The sequence below is a fragment of the Sphaerobacter sp. genome (assembly GCF_019683595.1).
Lineage (GTDB): Bacteria > Chloroflexota > Chloroflexia > Thermomicrobiales > Thermomicrobiaceae > Sphaerobacter.
Window position 1 is genome coordinate 1 of the sequence record NZ_JADGHZ010000017.1, and the last position, 19050, is coordinate 19050.

Here is a 19050-nt window from a genome sequence, read left to right on the forward strand (position 1 = left end):
GGGCCGCCGCGGCGGGCCGGCCGGCCCCCCGCCGCCCCCCCCCCCGGCGCCGCCCGGCTCCGCTCAGGATGACATGTGCACGGGAGCGGCTTGCTGGCGGGTAGACCAGGTTAGTTCGTCAAACTCCATAAGCCCCGGGCTGACAACGAAAGCCGGCTGAAGCCGGCTGGGCGATGCAGGGTTGGCGCCTCGGCATGTTGGATCTTGCCGGAAGGCCTGTGCCCGGGCGGCGGGATCTTCTCTCCACCAGATCCACGGTATTTCGTCAAACCCCAATGGCCCCGAGCACGGGCTGATCGCGTGCATCCATGGAATGCGTCAAACTCCATGAGAGCGCGAAGCTTCCTGCCCGGGGACGGGCGAGACGCCCGCGTTCGTGGTCGGCACCTTCAGCGGCGGCGTCGGCGGGGGGTGGAGCGGCGACCGGGAGCGCGGTTCGATCGCCGGGCAGGACGGCGGCCGCCGCGGCGCGCCTCGGCACGGGCGCGCTCCAGCGCCGCGATCGCCTCGGGTACGCGCGCGGTCAGAGTCTCGTCGGACAGGTCGTCCCCGGTGTTTGCCAGCAGCCAGCGGGTGATTTCCCCGACGCTGCGCGGATCGAGCGGCCCCTGGTTCGCCGCGACTTCGAGCGCCACACGGAGAATGAGCGCGTCGCTCCCCTCCCCCGCCGCGGCCCGCGCGCGGCCGACGAAGGCCCGCTGGGCCTCCGGGTCGCTCGGCTTTCCGTGCACGGCGAGCTGCGCGCCGAGCAGTCGCCAGAGGTCGGCGTGCCGACGCTGCCGCTGGCTCCGCTCGCCGCGCGACGCGGCCGCGACCCGCGCCACCCGCTCCGGCGTCGGCGTGCCCCCGGAGGTCTCGATCGCCTCAACGGCGGCGGCGACCTCGCGGGGCGACACCCGCCACCCGGCGGCGCGCCGCACCGCGTCCAGGAAGGCGCGAGACGACGGGTCAACGTTCTCTGCCGTGGGCGACTCATTGGGCGGCACGGGTTGGCCGGCCTCGGGTCGGTCCTGCTCGGGCTCCTGGCTCACTGACGCTCCTCTCCTACACGTCTCTGGTGCTTTACCGCCGCACCGCCGCGGGCGTCCTGCCCGCGTACACGCGCACGGATCATACCCCGTCTCACTCGCACCTGGCTGTTGCCCCGGTCCCGGGGGCGCGGTACGATCCGCCTCACCGCGTGACCGATCCGGTGCAGGGGGAGAGAGCCTGGTGAAGAACTACGCGCGCTATAGCTTCTGGCTGGAGACATGTGGCGACGATCTGACGCCGCGCGCGCCGCTCGACGGCTCGATCGACGTCGACGTGGCGATCCTGGGCGCCGGTTACACCGGCCTCTGGACCGCGTATTACCTGCTCAAGCGCCAGCCGTCGCTGCGCGTCGCGGTCGTCGAGGCCGAGATCGCCGGCTTCGGCGCCTCCGGCCGGAACGGGGGCTGGTGCAGCGCGGGCTTCCCGGTCACCGCCGGGGAGCTGGCTCGGCGCTACGGCCCGGAGCGGACGCGGGCGCTCCTGGCGGCAATGCGGGAGTCGGTCGACGAGGTCGGCCGGGTCGCGGAGGCCGAGGGGCTCGATATTGATTATGTCAAAGGTGGCACGCTGCGGATCGCGCGCGGCCCGCACCAGGAGCCGATGCTGGACCAGGCGCTGAAGACGTACGAGCGGCTGGGTATCGCCGAACAGTACACCCGGCTCGACGCGGCGCAGGTGGCCGAGCGGGTGCGGATCACGAACGTGCGGGGTGCGCTCTACTCCCCCGACTGCGCCGTAATCCATCCCGGCAAGCTGGTTCGCGGGCTGGCGCGGGTAGTCGAGCGGCTGGGCGGGACGATCTACGAGCAGACGCGAGTGACCGCGTTCGAGCCGCGCCAGGCGGGCGTGCCGGGCAGCCGGCCGCGGCTGATCACGGAGCGCGGCGATGTCCGCGCTGAGGTGGTGGTGCTGTGCGGGGAGGCGTACCTCTCGCGGCTCCCCGGCCTACGCCGCCAGTTGATCCCAGTCTATTCCCTGATCGTGTTGACCGAGCCGCTAAGCGACGCGCAGTGGGCTGAGATCGGCTGGGAGAACCGCGAGACGATCGGCTCGCACCGGTTCAGCGTCGACTACCTCTCCCGGACGCGCGACGGGCGCATCGTCTTCGGCGGGCGCGGCGCGCCGTACCACTTCGGCTCGCGCATCGAGGACGCCTACGATCGCCACGAGCCGACGCATCAGATGCTGCGGCGCATGACGCTGGAGTGGTTCCCGATGCTGCGCGGAATTCGCTTCACCCACCACTGGGGCGGGCCGCTCGGCATGCCGCGTGACTGGATGCCGACCATGTCGTACGACCGCGCGACGGGCATCGCGACGGCCCGGGGATACACTGGCCAGGGGGTGGCGACCTCCAACCTCTCCGGGCGCGTGCTGGCCGACCTGATCTGCGACACCCCGTCGCCCCTGCGGGTGCTGCCGGTCATCGGGCACCGCTCGCCCGACTGGGAGCCGGAGCCGCTGCGCTGGCTCGGCGTGCGTTACGTGCAGCGCGGCTTCGCCCGCCTGGATGAGCAGGCCGAGCGCACCGGCCGGCCGCCCAGCGGCCGCTCTCTGGTCGAGCGTCTAGGGCGGCACTGAGTGCGACGGCCGCCCCAAGCACGGGGTTGGCTCATACCCATTGCCGGGCACGCCTCGCCATTCCTGTCATCCTGAGCGGAGCCGGTCGCCGCGGAGCGGCGGGCGGCGGAGCGAAGGATCTCGCGTCGGAGCCACCGAGCGGCGGAGAGTTCCTTCGCTTCGCTGAGGATGACATTGGTTCAAGCATGTAGGCGAGATAGGTACTACACCACGCCCTCGGCGCGGAGCTGGGCGATCTGCTCGTCCGTGTAGCCCAGGCGTTCGCGGAGGACGAGGTCGGTGTGCTCGCCGAGCAGCGGCGGGTGCGAGCGCACCGTCGCGGGCGTCTCGGAGAAGATGTAGGGTGGCCCGGCCATCCGCAGCGTGCCGATGGTCGGATGGGGTACCTCGACCACCATCTTCCGGTGCTGGATCTGCGGGTGGGCGAAGACCCGATCGACCGTGTTGATCGGCCCGCAGGGGATGCCGGCGGCGGAGAGTTCTTCCAGCCAGTCGTCGGCATCGCGCGTGGCGAACGCCTCCTGCAGGATGGGGATGAGCTCGTCGCGGTTGGCGACACGGGCCGGGTTGGTGGCGAAGCGCTCGTCGGTCGCCAGGTGCTCCATCCCGAGGATGCGGCAGAGGATCTGGAACTGCCGGTCGTTCCCGACGCCGACGGTCATCCAGCGGTCGCGGGCCTTGAAGGTCTGGTAGGGCACCAGGTTGGCGTGGGCGTTGCCGTAGCGCTTCGGCAGCTCGCCGGTGACGAGATAGGCGCTGCCGACGTTGGCGAGCCAGGCGACGGCGGACGCAAGAAGCGCCATGTCGATCTTCTGCCCCTTGCCGGTCTGGTCGCGCACGCGGAGCGCGGCGAGGATGGCGTTGCAGGCGAACATGCCGGTGGTGATGTCGACGATGGCGATGCCGACCTTCATCGGCTCACCGTCGGGCTCGCCGGTGACGCTCATGATGCCGCCCTCACCCTGGGCGATGACATCGTACCCGGCGCGGTCGGCATAGGGGCCGTCCTGGCCGTAGCCGGTGATCGAGCACCAGACCAGCCCTGGGTTGAGGGCGCTCAGCGCCTCGTAGCCCAGGCCCATGCGGTCGAGCGCGCCGACCTTGAAGTTCTCGACCACCACGTCGCTCTGCCGCGCCAGCTCGCGGATGATCTCCTTGCCGCGCTCGTCCTTGAGGTTGACGGTGATGCCCTTTTTGTTGCGGTTGCAGGCCATGTAGTAGGCGCTCTCGCCGCCGACCCACGGCGGGCCCCAGTGGCGGGTGTCGTCGCCCCGACCCGGCTGCTCGACCTTGATCACCTCGGCTCCCAGGTCGCCCAGCATCATCGTGCAGTACGGCCCGGCGAGCACGCGCGACAGGTCCAGCACGCGGATACCATCGAGCGGATGGCGCATCTCCTCAAACCCTTTCCCCAGGGCCTCGCCTTGCGATCTCTCGGGCGTAGCCTACCACACCCCGCCGGGGTACGGGCGGTGGTCCAGCCCGTGGCTCGCCCCGCGCGGGGCGAGCCAGGGACGTCATGGGACGCTAGACGGCGAAGCGGGTCATCATGGCGTTCAGCACGGCGCGCCAGATGGTGACCAACTGCACGCCGTCCTCCGCGGTGAAGACGAAGCCGCGCTCGCCGTTCCGGGACACGCCCGGGACGATGGTCGCGAGGTCCGCCTGCACCTGGTGGTCGACATCGACCTCCACGCGGCACGGCCACCCCGGGCTGTACGGCTTGAGCTCCGGAATGCGCCGCACAGCCTCCGCGGCCCCCTCGCGAATCAGCTCGCGGGCCTTGGCGGGGTGCAGGTGGATGGCGGAGTTCGTCCCGATCCCGCGCTTGACGACGACGCCGACCACGCGCTCTCCGAGGAGCTCCTGGGTCTGGCGCACGGTGTGGTCGTCGCCCGTGACCATGATGACCGGGACGCCGAAGTGGCCGGCGACGGCCGCGTTGATGCCGTACTCGCCGACCGAGACGCCGTTCAGGCGGACATCCCGGATGAACCCCACATAGGTGTGTGCCAGGACCCCGTTGGGGGTGCCGGCCTTGGCGTGGTAGCCGGTGTAGATCAGCCCGGCCACGCCCGGCTCATCGACCCCCTGGGCCATGCTCAGCGGCTTGTGCGCGCCGCTGATGAGGAGCGCCTCGCGGTGCAGCTCCTCCGGCAGCAGGTTGCGCATGCCGTCGTGCGACTCGTTGACGATGACCTGCTCGGCCCCGGCTTCCAGCGCGCCCTCAATGGCGGCGTTGACCTCCCGCGTCATGGTGAGGCGCGCCCAGCCGTACTCCGCGGCGCTCGACCCGGCCGGGTTCGCCTGGTCGGGCGGCCGGACGTGGATGCCCTCCACCACCCCGGTCGTGCCTTCCATGTCCGCGGAAATCACGATCTTCATTACCTGTGTTCCCTTCTGCGAGCGTGCGAGCACTCCCCTCCCCTACCGCGCTGGGCGCAGGAGATCCGCGAGCCCATCGCCGAGGAGGCTGAACCCTGTACCGACCACGAGGATGGCAAGCCCCGGAATCGTGGTGAGCTGCCAGGACCGCAGGAAGAAGTCGCGTCCCTCGGCGATCATCAGCCCCCACTCCGGATTGGGCGGCTGGGTCCCCAGGCCGAGGAACGAGAGCGAGGCGGCCACCAGGATGTTGAGCACCATGTCGGCCATGGCGAAGACCACGACGGGCGTGATGACGTTCGGCGCGATGTGCCGCAGGATGATGGCCCGGTCCGTCAGTCCGACGACGCGCGCCGCCTCGACGTACTCGAGGCGCTTCACGACGAGGATCTCGCCGCGCACGATCCGGGCGTAGGCGATCCACCCGACGAGCCAGATGGCGACGAAGATGTTGTTCTGGCTGGGGCCGAGCATGGCGACGATCGCGATCACCAGCACCAGGAAGGGGAAGGCGATGGCGATGTCGACGATGCGCATGATGATGGTGTCCCACCACTTCCCGTAGAAGCCGGCGATGGCGCCCAGGATGCCGCCGACGACGACGGTGACGGAGGTGGCGAGGAAGGCGATCATCAGGTCGACTCGCCCGCCGTAGAGGATGCGGGTGAGGATGTCGCGACCGAAGTTGTCCGTCCCCAGGGGATGGCGCATGCTGGGGCCGGCGAAGGTCTCGGTGAGCACCGGCTCCGTCGGGTCGTAGGGCGAGATCATCGGCCCTACGATGACCGCGACCAGCACGACCCCGAGGATCGCCACGCCCGCGATCAGGGATGGGCTGATCCGACGGCGGGACCGCGGCGCCAGTGGCTCCGCCGCGCCGAGCCCGGCGCGGCCGACGACGTTTGTGGATGCGTTCACATCCCCTCCCCCCTGCTTAGTCCAGGCTCACGCGCGGATCGAGCGCCGCGTAGACGAGATCCGTGATGAGGTTCACCAGGATGACCAGGACGGCGTAGACCAGGGTGATCCCCTGCACGACCGGGTAGTCGCGCCCGAAGATCGAAGTCAGCAGCAGTTGCCCCAGCCCCGGCAGCGCGAAGACCTGCTCGATGATCACGGTGCCGCCCATCAGATAGCCGAGGTTCAGCCCGAGGATGGTCACCGTGGACATGGCCGAGTTGCGGAGCACGTGCCAGATGAAGACCGCGCGGCTCGACAACCCCTTGGCCCGGGCCGTCCGGACGTGATCTGCCGTCAGTGTGTCGATCAGACTGCTGCGGAGGTTCCGGACCAGCACGGCCGAGATCGACAGGGCGACCGTCAGGGCCGGCAGGAAGAGGTGGCGGAGCTGATCGAAGAAACCCTCACCGATACCTCCCGGCGGAAAGATGCGGAACCGGACGGTCAGCAGCAGCAGGAGATTGATCCCGACCCAGAACGACGGCATGGCGAGCCCGACGAGCAAGAAGGCGCGCACCAACTGATCGGCCAGCCGGTCCCGTTTCAGGGCGGCCAGTGTGGCCAGCGGCACGGTGATGATGACGGCGAGGATGATGGTACTGGTGGCCAGCATCAGCGTCGTCGGCAGGTGGTCGAGGATGAGGCCGAGCACGGGCTCGCGGTAGAAGATCGAGTCGCCGAGGCTGCCCGTGGCGAGGTTGCGCAGGAAGATCATGTACTGAACGAGGAGCGGCTCGTCGAGTCCGAGATTTCTCCGCAGTTGCGCCACGTTCTCGGGCGTGGCGCGGGTCCCGAGCATGATCGCCGCCGGGTCGCCGGGGACCAGGTGGATCATGAAGAAGATGACCGCCGTGAGTCCGAAGACGACCGGGACCATCTGGATCAGACGGCGGAGTACAAACCTACTCATGCGGCGGAGCTCCCGTCGTGTCCCCCGATCGGTAGTCCGGTGGGCCGGCGTGGGCCGCCGGGCGGCGCGCTACGGCACGCCGCCCGCACGGCCCCTCTGGGTCGGACCTCACTCCGACCGCCACACGTCCCACAAACGGTAGTTACCGGTCGGCAGGATGCGGAAGCCGTGGATGTACTTTTGCACCGCGGTGCGTCCGGTCGGGTAGTAGAGCAGGATGACCGGCGCGTCCTCGGTAGTGAGCTCCTGAATCCGGTGGTACATCTCCTGGCGACGGGCGGGGTCGGTCTCCGCGGCCGCATCGCGGGCGAGTTGATCGACCTCCTCGTTCTTGTACCCAGTCCAGACCGCCTTGGTGCCGCCGTCGCTCACCATGCCGAACGTGACCAGCTCGTCGGGGTCGATGATGTCGGTGGTGTAGTAGGACTTGGACCAGTCGTAGTTGAGCGCCCGGATGTCGTCGGTCGCGCTCCCCGGCTCGACCAGCCGGATGTTGATCGTGCCGCCGATCTCGGCGAGCTGGGACTGGACGAGCTGCGCGACCTGCTGCGCCACGGGGTCGCCGGAGGAGATGATCAGCTCGGCGGTGAACCCGTCGGGGGCGCTGGATTGGGCCATCAGCTCCTTGGCCTTCTCCAGGTTGAAGGGGTATCCCTCGATGTCGTCGGCGTGATAGAGCATCTTCGGCAGCATGGTGTTGGCCATCTCGCCGTAGCCGAAGAGGACGGACTGGATGATGGCCTCTTTGTCGATGGCATAGTTGATCGCCTGGCGCACCAGCTTGTCGTCGAACGGCTTGCGCGTGTGGTTCATGCCGATGTAGTCGAACCGCGCGGCGCCGTCGGTCAGGATGGTGTAGTTCGGGTTCGCCTCGAGCGCCTCAAGCTGGCTGAAGGGGACATCGGTAGCGATGTCGAGCTCACCCGCCTGGAACTTGAGCATTCGGGTGTTGGCGTCGGTTAGGACGAGGAACTCGAGCTCATCGAGGTAGGGCCGCTCCGGATCCCAGTAGTTCTCCCACTTCTTCAGCTTGATGCTGGTGTTCTTCTCCCAGGAGACGAACTGGAACGGCCCCGACCCGATCGGGGAGTCGAAGAGCGCCGCGCCCCGCTCCTCGTGCAACTTCTTAGGGATGATGGAGGAGGAGAACAGGGCCACGTCGGCCAGGAACGGCGCCCAGGTATGGCTCATCTTGACCGTGACGGTCCGCTCGTCGGTGGCCTCGACGCTGTCCACTCCCTGGTAGATCCAGCCCCACTGGGAGTCCTCCTCCTGCACCGCGCGCAGCAGGGAGTAGGCCGCGTCCTCGGCCGTGACGGTTGAGCCGTCGTGGAACTTCGCCTCGCGCAGGTTGAAGGTGTAGGTCAGACCGTCGTCGCTCACCTCCCACGTCTCGGCCAGACCCGGCTCGACCGACTGCCCATCGGGCGCGTTGCGGACGAGCTGGTCGTAGATGAGGACCATGGTCCAGATCGACATGTTGTCCGTGGGGATGATCGGGTCGAAGCTGGTGACATCCCGGTCGGCGAGGCTCATCGTCAGCTTGCCGCCGTACTTCGGCTCGCCCTCGCCCCCGCTGTCGCCCGACGTGCCGGGGGTGCCCTGCGTGGAGTCGGCCGACGTGCCGCCGTCGCCACTGCTCTCGCTGCCCCCGCCACCGCAGGCTGCCAGCAGCGGCATCGCGGCGACGGTGGCGCCGAGCCCCAACCCGGCCGCGAGCAGCCGGCGTCGTGTGGTTCGTTTGCCTTCGAGCTCCAGATCCATCCTCACCCATCTCCTCTCTCCATGCGCCGCTGGATCGGCGCTACCTGACCGGCGCACCACGCCGGTGCGCCATCCATCGCAGCCCGGGGCCGCATCTCCCCGGGCAGTACCCGCTTTCAGCACGCGGCCCGCTCAGTCGCAGGGGCGGAGTCACTGCCGCCTCCGCCCCTTGCGACCGGGCACATCGGCCTACGTACTCGTGATTTCGCCCTACCGTGCCTTCCCGCCTGAGCCGACCGAACCGCGGACAACGGGCAGGTGGAGCCGCGACGGGTACGCCGGTGCGTGGTGCACGGTGTTGTGCGCAACACGCGGGTTCGCGGCCCACTTGATCGGCCCGAAGCGGTTCATGTTCCGCGCGAACCAGGGGAAGTCGCTGCTGGTGATCGACACCCGAATGCGGTGGCCGGGCAGGAAGGCGTGGTGCGTGGGCCACAGCTCGACGGTGAAGCGCGTGGGCTCGCCCGGCGTGAGCGGCGTGGGCGATTCCAGCGAATCGCGGTACGAAGCGCGCAGGCAGCCCTGAGTCACCTTGATGGACCGTCCATCCGGGTGGACGTCGGTGATCTTCACATGCCAGTCGGTGTCGTCACAGTCGCTGGACGCAAAGAGCTCAAGCCGCGGCCAGCCGGAAATGACCACCGGCTCGGTCAGGACCTCGCTGGTGTAGACGATGACGTCGTCCCGCGCTTCGACCGCGGTCTGATCCAGCGGGATCTCCTCGATGGGGTAGCGGCGGACGTCCATCTGCGTCGGCGCCGGGTCCATCGGGTCGTACCGGTAGGTCCGGTCCGGATCCGCAGCGGCCGGCGGATCGGTCGTGAGGGTGCCTTCCGCGCCGTCGAAACGGAGGTGGAGGACCTCCTCCCGCTCGGCGAGCGGCCAGTGGTCCGCCTCGACCCAGACGTTGGTGCCGGGCTCGAACAGGCGGACGGGTGCCGTATCGAGGATGCCGTTGTCGATGCCTTTGAGCCAGTAGTCAAACCACTGGAGGTGCAACTGGTCCATGTCCAGCGCGGCCTCAGGGCCGAAGTCGATGTCGAGGTAGCGGGAGTGGGGATAGCGCGAACCGAGGTGGCTCCACGGGCCGACCACGAGGCGCTGTGCATCGCGCGCGGGCGAGTAGCGCACCATGTGTTCGTAGTGATGGAAGGCGCCGAGGAGATCCTCCAGGTCGTACCAGCCGGTCACGTGGAGACACGGGACGTCGATGCCGGCGTAGCGATCGTCGAAGCGGATGGCCCTCCAGAAGTCGTCGAGCGTGTCGTGGTCCATCATGTCGCGCCAGGTCTGGCCGGTCGGGTTGATGAACTCCCCGATCGCTTCCAGCGGCAGGCGCCGGAGTACCTCATCCCAGTCCGTGTGCGCGAGGCTGTAGGACTCGTTGATGCGCCGGCGCACCATGTGGACCCACCACCCGAAGTAGAGCTGGAAGACGCCGGACGTGTAGGGGATCTCCTGCTGCCACCGCCCCGCGGCCGAGGTCGACACCATGCAGGTCAGGTGCGGCGGGCGCTCGGACGCGGCCGCCCACTGGGTCCAGCCCATGTAGCTCAGGCCGGTGGTGCCGACCTTGCCGGTGCACCAGTCCTGCGCCGCGACCCACTCGATGATGTCGTAGCCATCCTGCGGGTCGTTGACGAACGCACGCCACTCGCCCTCGGACTTGCCGCGCCCCCGGACATCTACGACGACGAACGCATACCCGTGCTCCTGGTAGAACCGGCCTTCGGCCGGGAAGAAGGTCGGGTTGCTCTTGTCGTATGGCGTGATCTGGACGATGGCCGGAGCCGGGAGGGCGGATGCGTCCGGCAGGTAGATGTCGGCCGCCAGTTCCACACCATCCCGCATCGGGATTCCGACCTCAACGACCGCCCCGACATCCCCGGCGGCCGCCAGGCGTGCCTCGAACCGCTGGCGCGGTGTCATCTCGGACATGCTGCCCCTACACCAATCACACGGTAGCCGGTTCCAAACGTGGCGCACTATATCAGACGATGCCAGGGATGTCCATTCAACCCGTGCCGCGCAGCCGATCATGGCCGCGATTTTCCCCCGGAGTGTCGGACGCGCAAGGTGCTACGCGCTGCGTATACGGAGGAGGTGCGGCGGTCAGGCGGGTGGTGGGACGCCGATTCCCGCACTACGGCGAACGATAGCCGCCGTAGAGGGCATGACCGGCGCGGAGCCAGAAGCAATCGACGGCGGCGAAACCCGCCTCGCGCAGCCAGATCAACTGCTCGAACAGCCCCGAGGGCTTGTCGACCTCGATGTCGGGGTCGGCGAAGTGGTTCCAGCCGTTCTGGAAGAAGGCGTAGACCTCCGCGCCCTCGGGGAGGCCCGTGGTCTGTTCCCGCACCACCGCGTCCCACGCCGCGGCGTAGGCGGCCTGGGCGATGGGGTTGACCGGCTCGACCAGATCCAGGATCAACAGTGCACCACCTGGTTCCAATCGCTCGTAGAGGTCGCGGAAGAGCCGCTGCTTGCCCGGTCCGTCGAGGTGATGGATCGCTAGCGAGGAGACGAAGCAGCGGGCCGGACCGGGGAGTGCGTCGAGCCAGTCGCGCGCGAACAGGTCGAAGTGGCGGAAGTCGACGCGATCGGCGTATGGGGCCAGCCGCCGGCGCGCTTCGTCCAGCATGCGGTGGGAGCCGTCGAGTGCGACGACGCGGCTAGCGGGGAAACGCTCCAGGATTGCGGCGCTCAACCCACCGGCGCCGCAGGCGAGGTCGATCGCCAGGAACGACTCATCCGGCCGCGCCGGGATCAGCGCGGTGAGCAGGGCGACGTGCTCGGCGCGTGAGGGGGTGATCGCGTCCCCGTAGCGGATGAACGCTGTCGAGTCGTCCTCCTGCCAGGCGGGTTGGTTGCCGGGCGACGGCTTGGAGTCGGTCATGATCAGACCCTTTCGCGTTCGTTAGTGTCGGGATGCCGACCGTGCGTGCATACTACGTCCCGGCGTGCCTGCTCGTCGAGCAGCCGGGTGCCGCGACCGCGGCACCGGAGCCGACCGCGAAGGACGTGAATGGGAAGGGAACGGCATGAGTGAGTGGACGACACAGGTCTTGGAGTCGCTGGGCTACCTCGGGCTCTGGCTGGTGCTCGTCGTGGAGAATCTCTTCCCGCCGATCCCTTCCGAGCTGGTGCTCCCGCTGGCCGGGTTCTTCGTCGGTCGTGGGCAGATGAACCTCGGGTTTGCCGTCCTGGCGGCGACCGCCGGGTCGTACACCGGCGCGCTCGTCCTCTACGCGCTGGGGCGGTGGGGCGGCCGTCCGCTGGTCCTGCGCTACGGGCACATCCTGCGGATCGACGAGGCGCTACTGGGCCGGGCCGAGCGCTGGTTCGGGAGTTGGGGTGACTGGGTGGTGCTCGGCGCGCGGGTGGTGCCGATCGCGCGGAGCGTCGTGTCGGTCCCCGCGGGGACGATGCGGATGCCGCTCCTGCGGTTCAGCGTGCTGACGGTGATCGGCAGCAGCATCTGGAACCTGGTCCTGATCGGCGCGGGGGTGCTGCTGGGCCGGAACTGGGAGCGGGTGAGCCACTGGGTTGAAACCTACTCCAACGTGGTGCTCGTCCTGCTGGTGCTGGCCGTGATCGTCGGCGGCGCGTACGGGCTCTACCGCTTCCGGATGAAGCCGGGCGACTCGCGCCGCTAAGTGCCCTGGCGGCGCACGCTCCTTGCACGGTGTGCGGGGTGCTACCCTTCCCTACCCCACCATCCCCATGACACGCGAAGGATCACCCGCTGCGGAGGTGCAGCGGGTTTGTTATTGAGTCGTGAGTTATGTCCACTTAAACGCGAGGCGCATCTCCTCAGCGGTGTGGCGCATCGCCGCGCTCCGGGCAAGTGTCGCCGATGAGGAGGAGATCGTCGCCAGCGAGGAGGATCCGGCGGCGTCGGAGTGGCAGGGCGTCGGCCAGGCGGTCGATGCCCAAGTCGCCGACTGCCTCGATCCCGGAGCCGAGGATCTTGGGAGCGATGCAGACGGCCAGCCGGTCCACGACTCCCGCGCGGAAGGCGGCGGTGATCGTCCGCGCCCCGCCCTCGATCAACAGGGTTCGGATCCCCAGCCCGCGGAGCCGGCGCAAGGCGTCGGCGAGATCGACCCCTCCACCCGGGTGGCCTGTGACGATCAGCACGCGGGCCCCGGTGTCGCGGATGCATGCCAGCCGATCCGGCGGGGCCTGTGCGGTGGTGACGACGAGCGTCTGATCCGCCGCGCCGTCGCGCAGCACCGCGGCGTCCAGGGGTAGGCGCAGTCGCGAGTCGAGGATGACCCGCCGCGGGCTGGGACCTGCGACCAGGCGGGTGGTCAGGCGTGGGTCGTCGGCCAGGACGGTACCGATGCCGACGAGGATGGCGTCGTGCTCCGCACGCAGGCAGTGGGCGAAGGTGAGCGAGTCGGGACAACTCACCCAGCGGGAGTCGCCGCTGCGGGTGGCGATGCGCCCGTCGAGCGTCTGCGCATAGGCGACGGTCACCCAGGGACGGTCTGCCGGCGCCGCGCCCTCGGGCGGGCGGGCAAGTTCCCGCAGCACATCCTCGGTGACGGCATCCCTGAGCGCGGGCAGGCGCGGTGGCTCCACGCGATCCCTCCTTCGCCGGTGTGTCCGGTGTTGGTACCGCACGTCGCGGGCCGCGCGTGGCCGGTTGGCACGCCGCTTGCCGAGCTGCGTCGGCACTCACCCGCCGCGGCACGTGCCACCCGAACGCCTGAAGGAGGACGAGACGCTGCGCCTCGTGCTGGTCACTGCTGGCGATCCGCAGCGGCTGACCGGGGGTCATCTGTACCACCGGCGCATCGCGGAGACGGCGCCGCGCCACGGCGCCTGCCTGCGCTTCGCCGTGATCCCGGAGCGGCCGCTCGGGCTGGCCGCTGCCGCGGGCGCGGCGACACTCGCCCGGCTGCGGACGGAGCGGCCCGATGCGCTGCTGGTCGACAGCATCGCGACGGCGGCGCTGGCGCTGCCGCTCCGGGTCGTGCACGTGGGCGTGCCGGTGATCGGAGTCCTCCACCAGCCGCCGGGCGGCGTGCGGCGCGAGGGCGACGGCGGCCGTGACGGGCTGCGCGTCCGGCTCGACCGGGCCTTCGCCGAGCGGGCCGACCGGGTGATCGTGCCGAGCGCGACGCTGGCGACCATGCTGCGGCAGGCGGGGATCTCGGAGGAACGGTTGCGCGTCGTTCCACCGGGGCACGACCTGCCGGAGCCGGTCGGGCCGGTGCCGGACCTCCGCCGCGGCAGCGGGCCGGCGGTCCTCTGCGTGGCGAACTGGCTACCGGCCAAGGGGATCGACCTGCTGCTCGAGGCGTTCGCGCGGCTGCCGGACGAGCGCGCGACGTTGCATCTGGTCGGGGAGACGACGGCCGATCCGGCCTATGCCAGGACGCTGCGCGCGCGGCTGGCGGCACCGGACCTACAGGATCGGGTGGTGGTCCACGGACCGCGTCCGCCGGAGGTGGTCGCCGCGTATCTCCGAGGGGCCGACGTCTTCGTGCTGGCGAGCTGGTCGGAGTCGTACGGCATGGCGGTCGCGGAGGCGATGGCGGCGGGGCTGCCGGTCGTCGCGACGCGAGTCGGTCACCTCCCCTGCCTGGTGACGGACGGCGTTACCGGGCTGCTCGTGCCGCCGGGCGATGCCGACGCGCTGGGTGCGGCTCTGGGCCGCCTGGTGGCCGACGCGGGGCTCCGGCGCGCGATGGGGGCCGCCGCGGCGCGTCGCGCGGCGTCCTTCCCCCGCTGGGACGACACCGCGGCCGGAGTGCTGGCCGTCGTGCGCGAGGCCATCGCGGGCGAACGCGGAGCGTGAGAGAGGAGCGCGGGATGGAGGCACGGGCCGTGTGGCTCACCGGTCCCCGGCAGGTCGAGATCCGAACCGAGCCGTTGCCGCCGGTTGGGCCGGACCACGTCCTCGTCCGCGCACGCCTCTCGGCGATCAGCCACGGCACGGAGATGCTGGTCTACCGGGGCGAGGTGCCGGCGCACCTGCCGCTAGACCTGCCGACGTTGGCGGGCAGCTTCGCCTACCCCATCAAGTACGGCTACGCCAGCGTCGGCGAGATCGAAGCGGCCGGGCCGGAGGTGGAGACGCTCCGGCCGGGCGATCTGGTCTTCGCCCTGCACCCGCACCAGGACCGTTACGTCATCCCCGCGCGGCTGGCTGTCCCGCTCCCCGCCGGTCTGGACCCGGCCGCCGGCGTCTTCGTTGCGAACCTGGAGACGGCGGTCAACGTGCTGCTCGACACGCCCCTGCGCTTCGGTGAAACGGCGGTGGTGTTCGGGCAGGGTGTGGTCGGCCTGCTCATCACGATGCTCTTGCGCCGGGCGGGGGCGCGCGACATCATCGCCGTCGATCCGGTGCCCGCGCGGCGCGAGCGCGCGCTGGCCGCCGGAGCGGGCGTGGCGCTCGCGCCGGACGACGACCTGGCGCAGCGCGTCCGCGAGCGGACGGGCGGCCGGGGTGCGGACGTCGCGATCGAGGCCAGCGGCGCGCCCGCGGCGTTGGGACAGGCGTTGGCGGTCCTCGCGGTGCAAGGCACAGCGGTCGTGGCCTCCTGGTACGGCACGAAGCCGGTGGCCCTGGATCTCGGTTCGGATTTCCACCGGCGCCGACTGCGGATCATCAGCTCGCAGGTCGGCACGATCGATCCGGCGCTCAGCCCACGCTGGACGCACGAGCGGCGGCGCGACCTGGTGTGCGCGCTGCTGGAGGAACTCCTACTACCCGGCCTCGTCACCCACCGGGTGCCGTTCATCCGTGCGGCCGAGGCCTACCGCCTGATCGACACGCGTCCGGCGGAGGTGCTGCAGGTGGTGCTGGAGTATGAGGAATGAGGCGTGATGCGTCATGCGTCAATCGTCCCCCTCACCCCCGGCCCCTCTCGGACGGAGTCCACCAGGGGAGAGGGGGCTTTACGCCTTACGCAGTACGGATGACGCATGACGTATGACGCATCACGAATAACTCATGAACAACGAAAGGCGGCTCCATGTTCGCAATCGGGGTGGTGGCGCAGTTTGAGGCGGCGCACCGGCTGCGGGGCGACTTCGGCCCGGCGAGCCGGCTGCATGGGCACACCTACCGGGTCGAGGTCGAAGTCGCCGGGCCGCAGCTCAACGACGACGGCACGCTCTTCGATCTCGGGCTGCTGAGGGCCTGGGTCGATGAGGCCGTGGGTGAGTTGCACTACCAGAATCTGGACGATCTCCCGGCATTCGCCCAGCGCAACTCGACGGCCGAGGAGGTGGCCCGGTTCCTCCGTGAGACGCTCGCACCCCGGCTGCACGGCAAAGGGTTGCGGATGCTGACCGTCCGGGTCTGGGAGTCACCCCAGGCCTACGCCGCCTGCCAGTGGGAGCTGCTCTGAGGCGGATGTGCCCCGCTCGACCGCCTGCGGCACACTGCACCGGTCGAGCGGGGCACGCGGGCTAGAAGCTCAAGGCACCCAGGATAAGTGCGTTCACGATGATATAGATGATCCAGGCGATCACCGCGGTACCGATCGCGCGCCCGGTCGTGAGCTCCATTGACTGCCGGATGGCGATGATCGTGGCGACCAACACCCAGATGCCCACCACGAACGCGAGGATCAAGCCGAGGATCGGGATCCAGGCGAGGACCAGAAGCAGACGCGGAGCCTGGGCGAAGCCGAGCGTGCGCAGGACTTCCCCATAGGTGGCGCGTGTCTCGGCCGTTGCCAGCAGGCGGGTGCCGATGAGGTAGGCCAGACCCGAGTAGATGATCCAGCCCACGAGCGCCCCGATCAGGCCGGTCACGAAGCTGGTGATACCGTCGACGCCGAGGCTGCCGATCCCGGAGGCGATTGCGGCCAGAACGACGACGACTAGGGCCTGAGTGTTGGCGTTGACGTCCCGCTCGACCGCCTCGTATGTGGCGACGTCGAGTCTCGCGGCGCCGACTACTCGGTCGGTGATCGTTTTCTCCATTGGACCCCCCACTTCGTCGCAGCGACATACCGATCGACTTGATGGTCCGGATGTCCCCTCATCATCGGCGGAAGCGGGCCCTTTCGTCAAGCGGTTTTCGACACGACTTGCGCGAACATTACGTCGAGCACAGAAAAGCGCGAACGAACGACGGGGCGTGCGTTATCCGGCGCGGTGTGACCGCCTGCGAGTGTCCACCCAGGTGGACGAGGTCGTGTGCGGTCGGTGTACCGAAGCGGGCCGGACTCCCCTACCCCGCGTCAGGAGGGCCACGTTGGTCGGTGCCCTAAGCGCCCGCAACGCTCGAGAGAAAATCGGCTGCGGCGGCGGTCCACTGCGGCAAGTGCGAGAAGCCCACGTGGTTCGCCTGCCGGATGAAGTGCAGGTGCTTCGGCCCACCGGCCGCGCGGTAGAGGTTCCACGCCTCCTGCGGCGGCACGACGAGGTCGCGTCCGGCGCCGACGACCAGCAACGGCGCGCGAAGGCGCGGAGCTATGTCGAGCAAGGACATCTTCTCGACAATGGCATCGAGTTCACCGTCGCGTGCGCCCGTAACAAGGGCAATTTCCTGCCGAACCACCGCGTTGAGATGACGGAAGTATGGAGACGGATGGAAAGGCGGCGTCAAGGCGACCACCGCGAGGATGTCGGGTGTGGCCTGCGCGAGCCTTACGGCGACCGCGCCGCCGAGACTGGCGCCAAGGAGTGCCACGCGACGCGGATCGAGCTTGTTGTGCTCTTCGGCGAATCGGATTAGGGCCTCACCGATGTCGACTTGATCCGGGTGCCCGCTCACGTGCTCGCGGAGCTCGCCGCTACCCGGCGTGTCGATCGCCAGCGTGGCGAAGTTGCGACGGAGGAACGGATCGGACCAGTGCCCGGTCTCTTCCTTGACCGTGCTGGCGCCGTTGAGCAGGACGACGACCGGATAGGGACCGCCGTCGCGATCGGGCACGCGCAGGTAGCCCGGGAGGCTCGTGTCGCGCCAGGGGATGTCGACCCGCAGCGCGGGCGGATCGAGCCGCGGGGCGGCGCGGCGAAACAGGTCGGCCGCCCGGCGGTAGAGGTAGTTGCGGCGGTCGAGGTTGTCGAGCTCGAAGACCTGGGCGTAGTGATAGCAGAGTGCTGCCGAGGCTTCGCACCGTGTGGCTTCAGCGTGCTCGCCGCGCGTGTGGGCGGCCCGCGCCGCGCTGAGGTACTGGCGTGCGGTTCGTACCCACGAAAGCGACCAGCCGCGGAGCCCGCGCGCACGCCGGAGGGTCGCATCGACCTGGCGCGCGCCGATGCCGCCGTAGATGAAGCGCAGGCGCGAGACGGGCGAGATGATCCCGGCACTGGCCACGCGAAAGGCCAGGTCCATGGTGCGTGGTGTGATCCGGTTCGCGATCCAGAAATGCGGCGTTATCACTGAACTGTATCCAAGCGCTGCCATCCCTTCCTCGGTGTCAGGATAGCACGCGCGGCAAGGGAAGCAGGCGGGACGGTGAGGTCTACCCGGGTGGACTCGTCGGCGGGCTGTCGTGCGTGCGGAGTAGCCACCGCTCAGGAAATACGCAACTCCGGGGCCGCCGGTGCGCCAACGGGCTGCGTCCACCCGGGTGGACGCCGGACGCCGGCGCGGCGAGGGTGCACAACTCAGCGAAGGTCGCGAACAGGTAGGGCACGGGCGAGGCGGCCGTCCATGGTGGCGATGAACTTCGACGGAGGAGGAGCGTCTCGTCGTTAGCCGCTCCCATGGTGCTGGCATCCTGAGCGGAGCCTGTCGGCGCGGGCGCGGCGGCCGTCGGAGCGAAGGATCTCCCACGGGTGCGCGCTCCGACGCGAGATCCTTCGCTGCGCCGGGGCGGCTGGCCGCCGCCCGCGGCTCCGTCATCCTGAGCGGAACCGCGACGGCGGTGGCGGCGCTGCTCTGGATGCCACGGACATGACATCCGTGGCGGCTCAAGTCAGGCAGGTAGGCGCGCGACGACGGTGGCTGCTCCCCACAACATGGTAGGGGTGCTCCGGTGGTGACGGGTCAGGTGGATGCCCTTCCATCCGGACGCGACAGAAGAGTACGGATTCGGACTTGGCCGCGGGCGAGAAAACCCACTGCCAGGCGGGAAGCGTGTTTGGACGCATGTAGGACGATTGGCACAGAGCGCTTGGCGGTCGGGCAGGGGCGCGGTATACTGTGGGATGGAATACCCCATGGGGGTATCGATTGGACAGTGGATCGCAGCGGTTGCTGCTGATGGAGGCGGTTGCATGGTCGAACGGGTGTATCGCGTACCGGACGTAAGTTGCATGCATTGCGTGAACGCCATCACGCAGGCGCTGAGCCGCATCCCGGGCGTGGAGGCGGTGCAGGTCGACCTCGAGACGAAGCTCGTGACGGTGCAGGCCGGTGAGAGCGTGTCCGACGCGGATATCCGCGCCGGGATCGAAGAGGCCGGATACGACATCGCGGCGTAGCTACCATCGCGGAGGGG

General features: G+C 69.4%; 17 protein-coding genes. 6 read left to right on the plus strand and 11 right to left on the minus strand.

Annotated features, from left to right (window positions below; genetic code table 11):
- Positions 1–389 precede the first annotated feature (389 nt).
- The gene (locus IRZ30_RS03380) at positions 390–1031 is read right to left on the minus strand and encodes a hypothetical protein (protein ID WP_294082948.1); all 642 of its coding nucleotides are present in this window, start codon (positions 1029–1031) and stop codon (positions 390–392) included.
- A gap of 181 nt (positions 1032–1212) precedes the next feature.
- Between IRZ30_RS03380 and IRZ30_RS03385 the strand changes: the two genes are divergently transcribed.
- The gene (locus tag IRZ30_RS03385; RefSeq protein ID WP_294082950.1) at positions 1213–2613 is read left to right on the plus strand and encodes an FAD-dependent oxidoreductase; all 1401 of its coding nucleotides are present in this window, start codon (positions 1213–1215) and stop codon (positions 2611–2613) included.
- Positions 2614–2816: 203 nt separating this feature from the next.
- On the opposite strand, the gene IRZ30_RS03390 is transcribed toward IRZ30_RS03385, so the two are convergent.
- The 7 genes from IRZ30_RS03390 to IRZ30_RS03420 all read right to left on the minus strand — a co-directional run bounded on the left by IRZ30_RS03390 (position 2817) and on the right by IRZ30_RS03420 (position 11528).
- Positions 2817–4007, minus strand: coding sequence for a CaiB/BaiF CoA-transferase family protein (locus IRZ30_RS03390; RefSeq protein WP_294082952.1), 1191 nt, complete (start codon positions 4005–4007; stop codon positions 2817–2819).
- A 133-nt stretch (positions 4008–4140) separates the two neighbouring features.
- A complete protein-coding gene (locus IRZ30_RS03395; RefSeq protein WP_294082954.1) occupies positions 4141–4998 on the minus strand; it encodes a M55 family metallopeptidase in 858 nt (285 codons plus the stop codon).
- Between the two features lie 42 nt (positions 4999–5040).
- Positions 5041–5916 (minus strand): ABC transporter permease, encoded by an 876-nt coding sequence (locus IRZ30_RS03400; protein ID WP_294082956.1) that lies wholly within the window; start codon positions 5914–5916, stop codon positions 5041–5043.
- A 16-nt stretch (positions 5917–5932) separates the two neighbouring features.
- Positions 5933–6868 (minus strand): ABC transporter permease, encoded by a 936-nt coding sequence (locus IRZ30_RS03405; RefSeq protein WP_294082958.1) that lies wholly within the window; start codon positions 6866–6868, stop codon positions 5933–5935.
- A 108-nt stretch (positions 6869–6976) separates the two neighbouring features.
- On the minus strand, positions 6977–8632 hold the full coding sequence (locus tag IRZ30_RS03410; RefSeq protein ID WP_294082960.1) for an ABC transporter substrate-binding protein: 1656 nt from the start codon (positions 8630–8632) through the stop codon (positions 6977–6979).
- Positions 8633–8842: 210 nt separating this feature from the next.
- On the minus strand, positions 8843–10570 hold the full coding sequence (locus IRZ30_RS03415; RefSeq protein ID WP_294082961.1) for a CocE/NonD family hydrolase: 1728 nt from the start codon (positions 10568–10570) through the stop codon (positions 8843–8845).
- Positions 10571–10775: 205 nt separating this feature from the next.
- Entirely contained in the window at positions 10776–11528 is a 753-nt protein-coding gene (locus tag IRZ30_RS03420) for a trans-aconitate 2-methyltransferase (protein ID WP_294082963.1), read from the minus strand.
- Between the two features lie 145 nt (positions 11529–11673).
- Here IRZ30_RS03420 and IRZ30_RS03425 point away from each other — a divergent pair, with 145 nt between their 5' ends.
- A complete protein-coding gene (locus IRZ30_RS03425; RefSeq protein WP_294082965.1) occupies positions 11674–12288 on the plus strand; it encodes a DedA family protein in 615 nt (204 codons plus the stop codon).
- 157 nt (positions 12289–12445) lie between these two features.
- Here IRZ30_RS03425 and IRZ30_RS03430 read toward each other — a convergent pair whose 3' ends face one another.
- Positions 12446–13219: a RibD family protein gene (locus IRZ30_RS03430; RefSeq protein ID WP_294082967.1), complete on the minus strand. Its 774-nt coding sequence runs from the start codon at positions 13217–13219 to the stop codon at positions 12446–12448.
- A gap of 112 nt (positions 13220–13331) precedes the next feature.
- Between IRZ30_RS03430 and IRZ30_RS03435 the strand changes: the two genes are divergently transcribed.
- From IRZ30_RS03435 to IRZ30_RS03445, 3 genes are all read left to right on the plus strand, one after another.
- Positions 13332–14441 carry a glycosyltransferase family 4 protein gene (locus IRZ30_RS03435; protein WP_294082969.1) on the plus strand — a complete coding sequence of 370 codons (1110 nt, stop codon included), beginning with the start codon at positions 13332–13334 and terminating at the stop codon, positions 14439–14441.
- Between the two features lie 14 nt (positions 14442–14455).
- Positions 14456–15466: a zinc-binding dehydrogenase gene (locus IRZ30_RS03440; RefSeq protein WP_294082971.1), complete on the plus strand. Its 1011-nt coding sequence runs from the start codon at positions 14456–14458 to the stop codon at positions 15464–15466.
- A gap of 155 nt (positions 15467–15621) precedes the next feature.
- Positions 15622–15999 carry a 6-carboxytetrahydropterin synthase gene (locus IRZ30_RS03445; protein ID WP_294082973.1) on the plus strand — a complete coding sequence of 126 codons (378 nt, stop codon included), beginning with the start codon at positions 15622–15624 and terminating at the stop codon, positions 15997–15999.
- 61 nt (positions 16000–16060) lie between these two features.
- Here the strand turns inward: IRZ30_RS03445 and IRZ30_RS03450 are convergent, their stop codons facing one another.
- Both IRZ30_RS03450 and IRZ30_RS03455 read right to left on the minus strand, forming a co-directional pair.
- On the minus strand, positions 16061–16579 hold the full coding sequence (locus IRZ30_RS03450; RefSeq protein ID WP_294082974.1) for a YIP1 family protein: 519 nt from the start codon (positions 16577–16579) through the stop codon (positions 16061–16063).
- 286 nt (positions 16580–16865) lie between these two features.
- Positions 16866–17987 carry an alpha/beta fold hydrolase gene (locus IRZ30_RS03455; protein WP_294082976.1) on the minus strand — a complete coding sequence of 374 codons (1122 nt, stop codon included), beginning with the start codon at positions 17985–17987 and terminating at the stop codon, positions 16866–16868.
- A gap of 839 nt (positions 17988–18826) precedes the next feature.
- On the opposite strand from IRZ30_RS03455, the gene IRZ30_RS03460 reads away from it, so the two are divergent.
- Complete coding sequence (locus IRZ30_RS03460) at positions 18827–19033, plus strand: heavy-metal-associated domain-containing protein (RefSeq protein WP_294082977.1); 207 nt, start codon at positions 18827–18829, stop codon at positions 19031–19033.
- Positions 19034–19050: the final 17 nt, after the last annotated feature.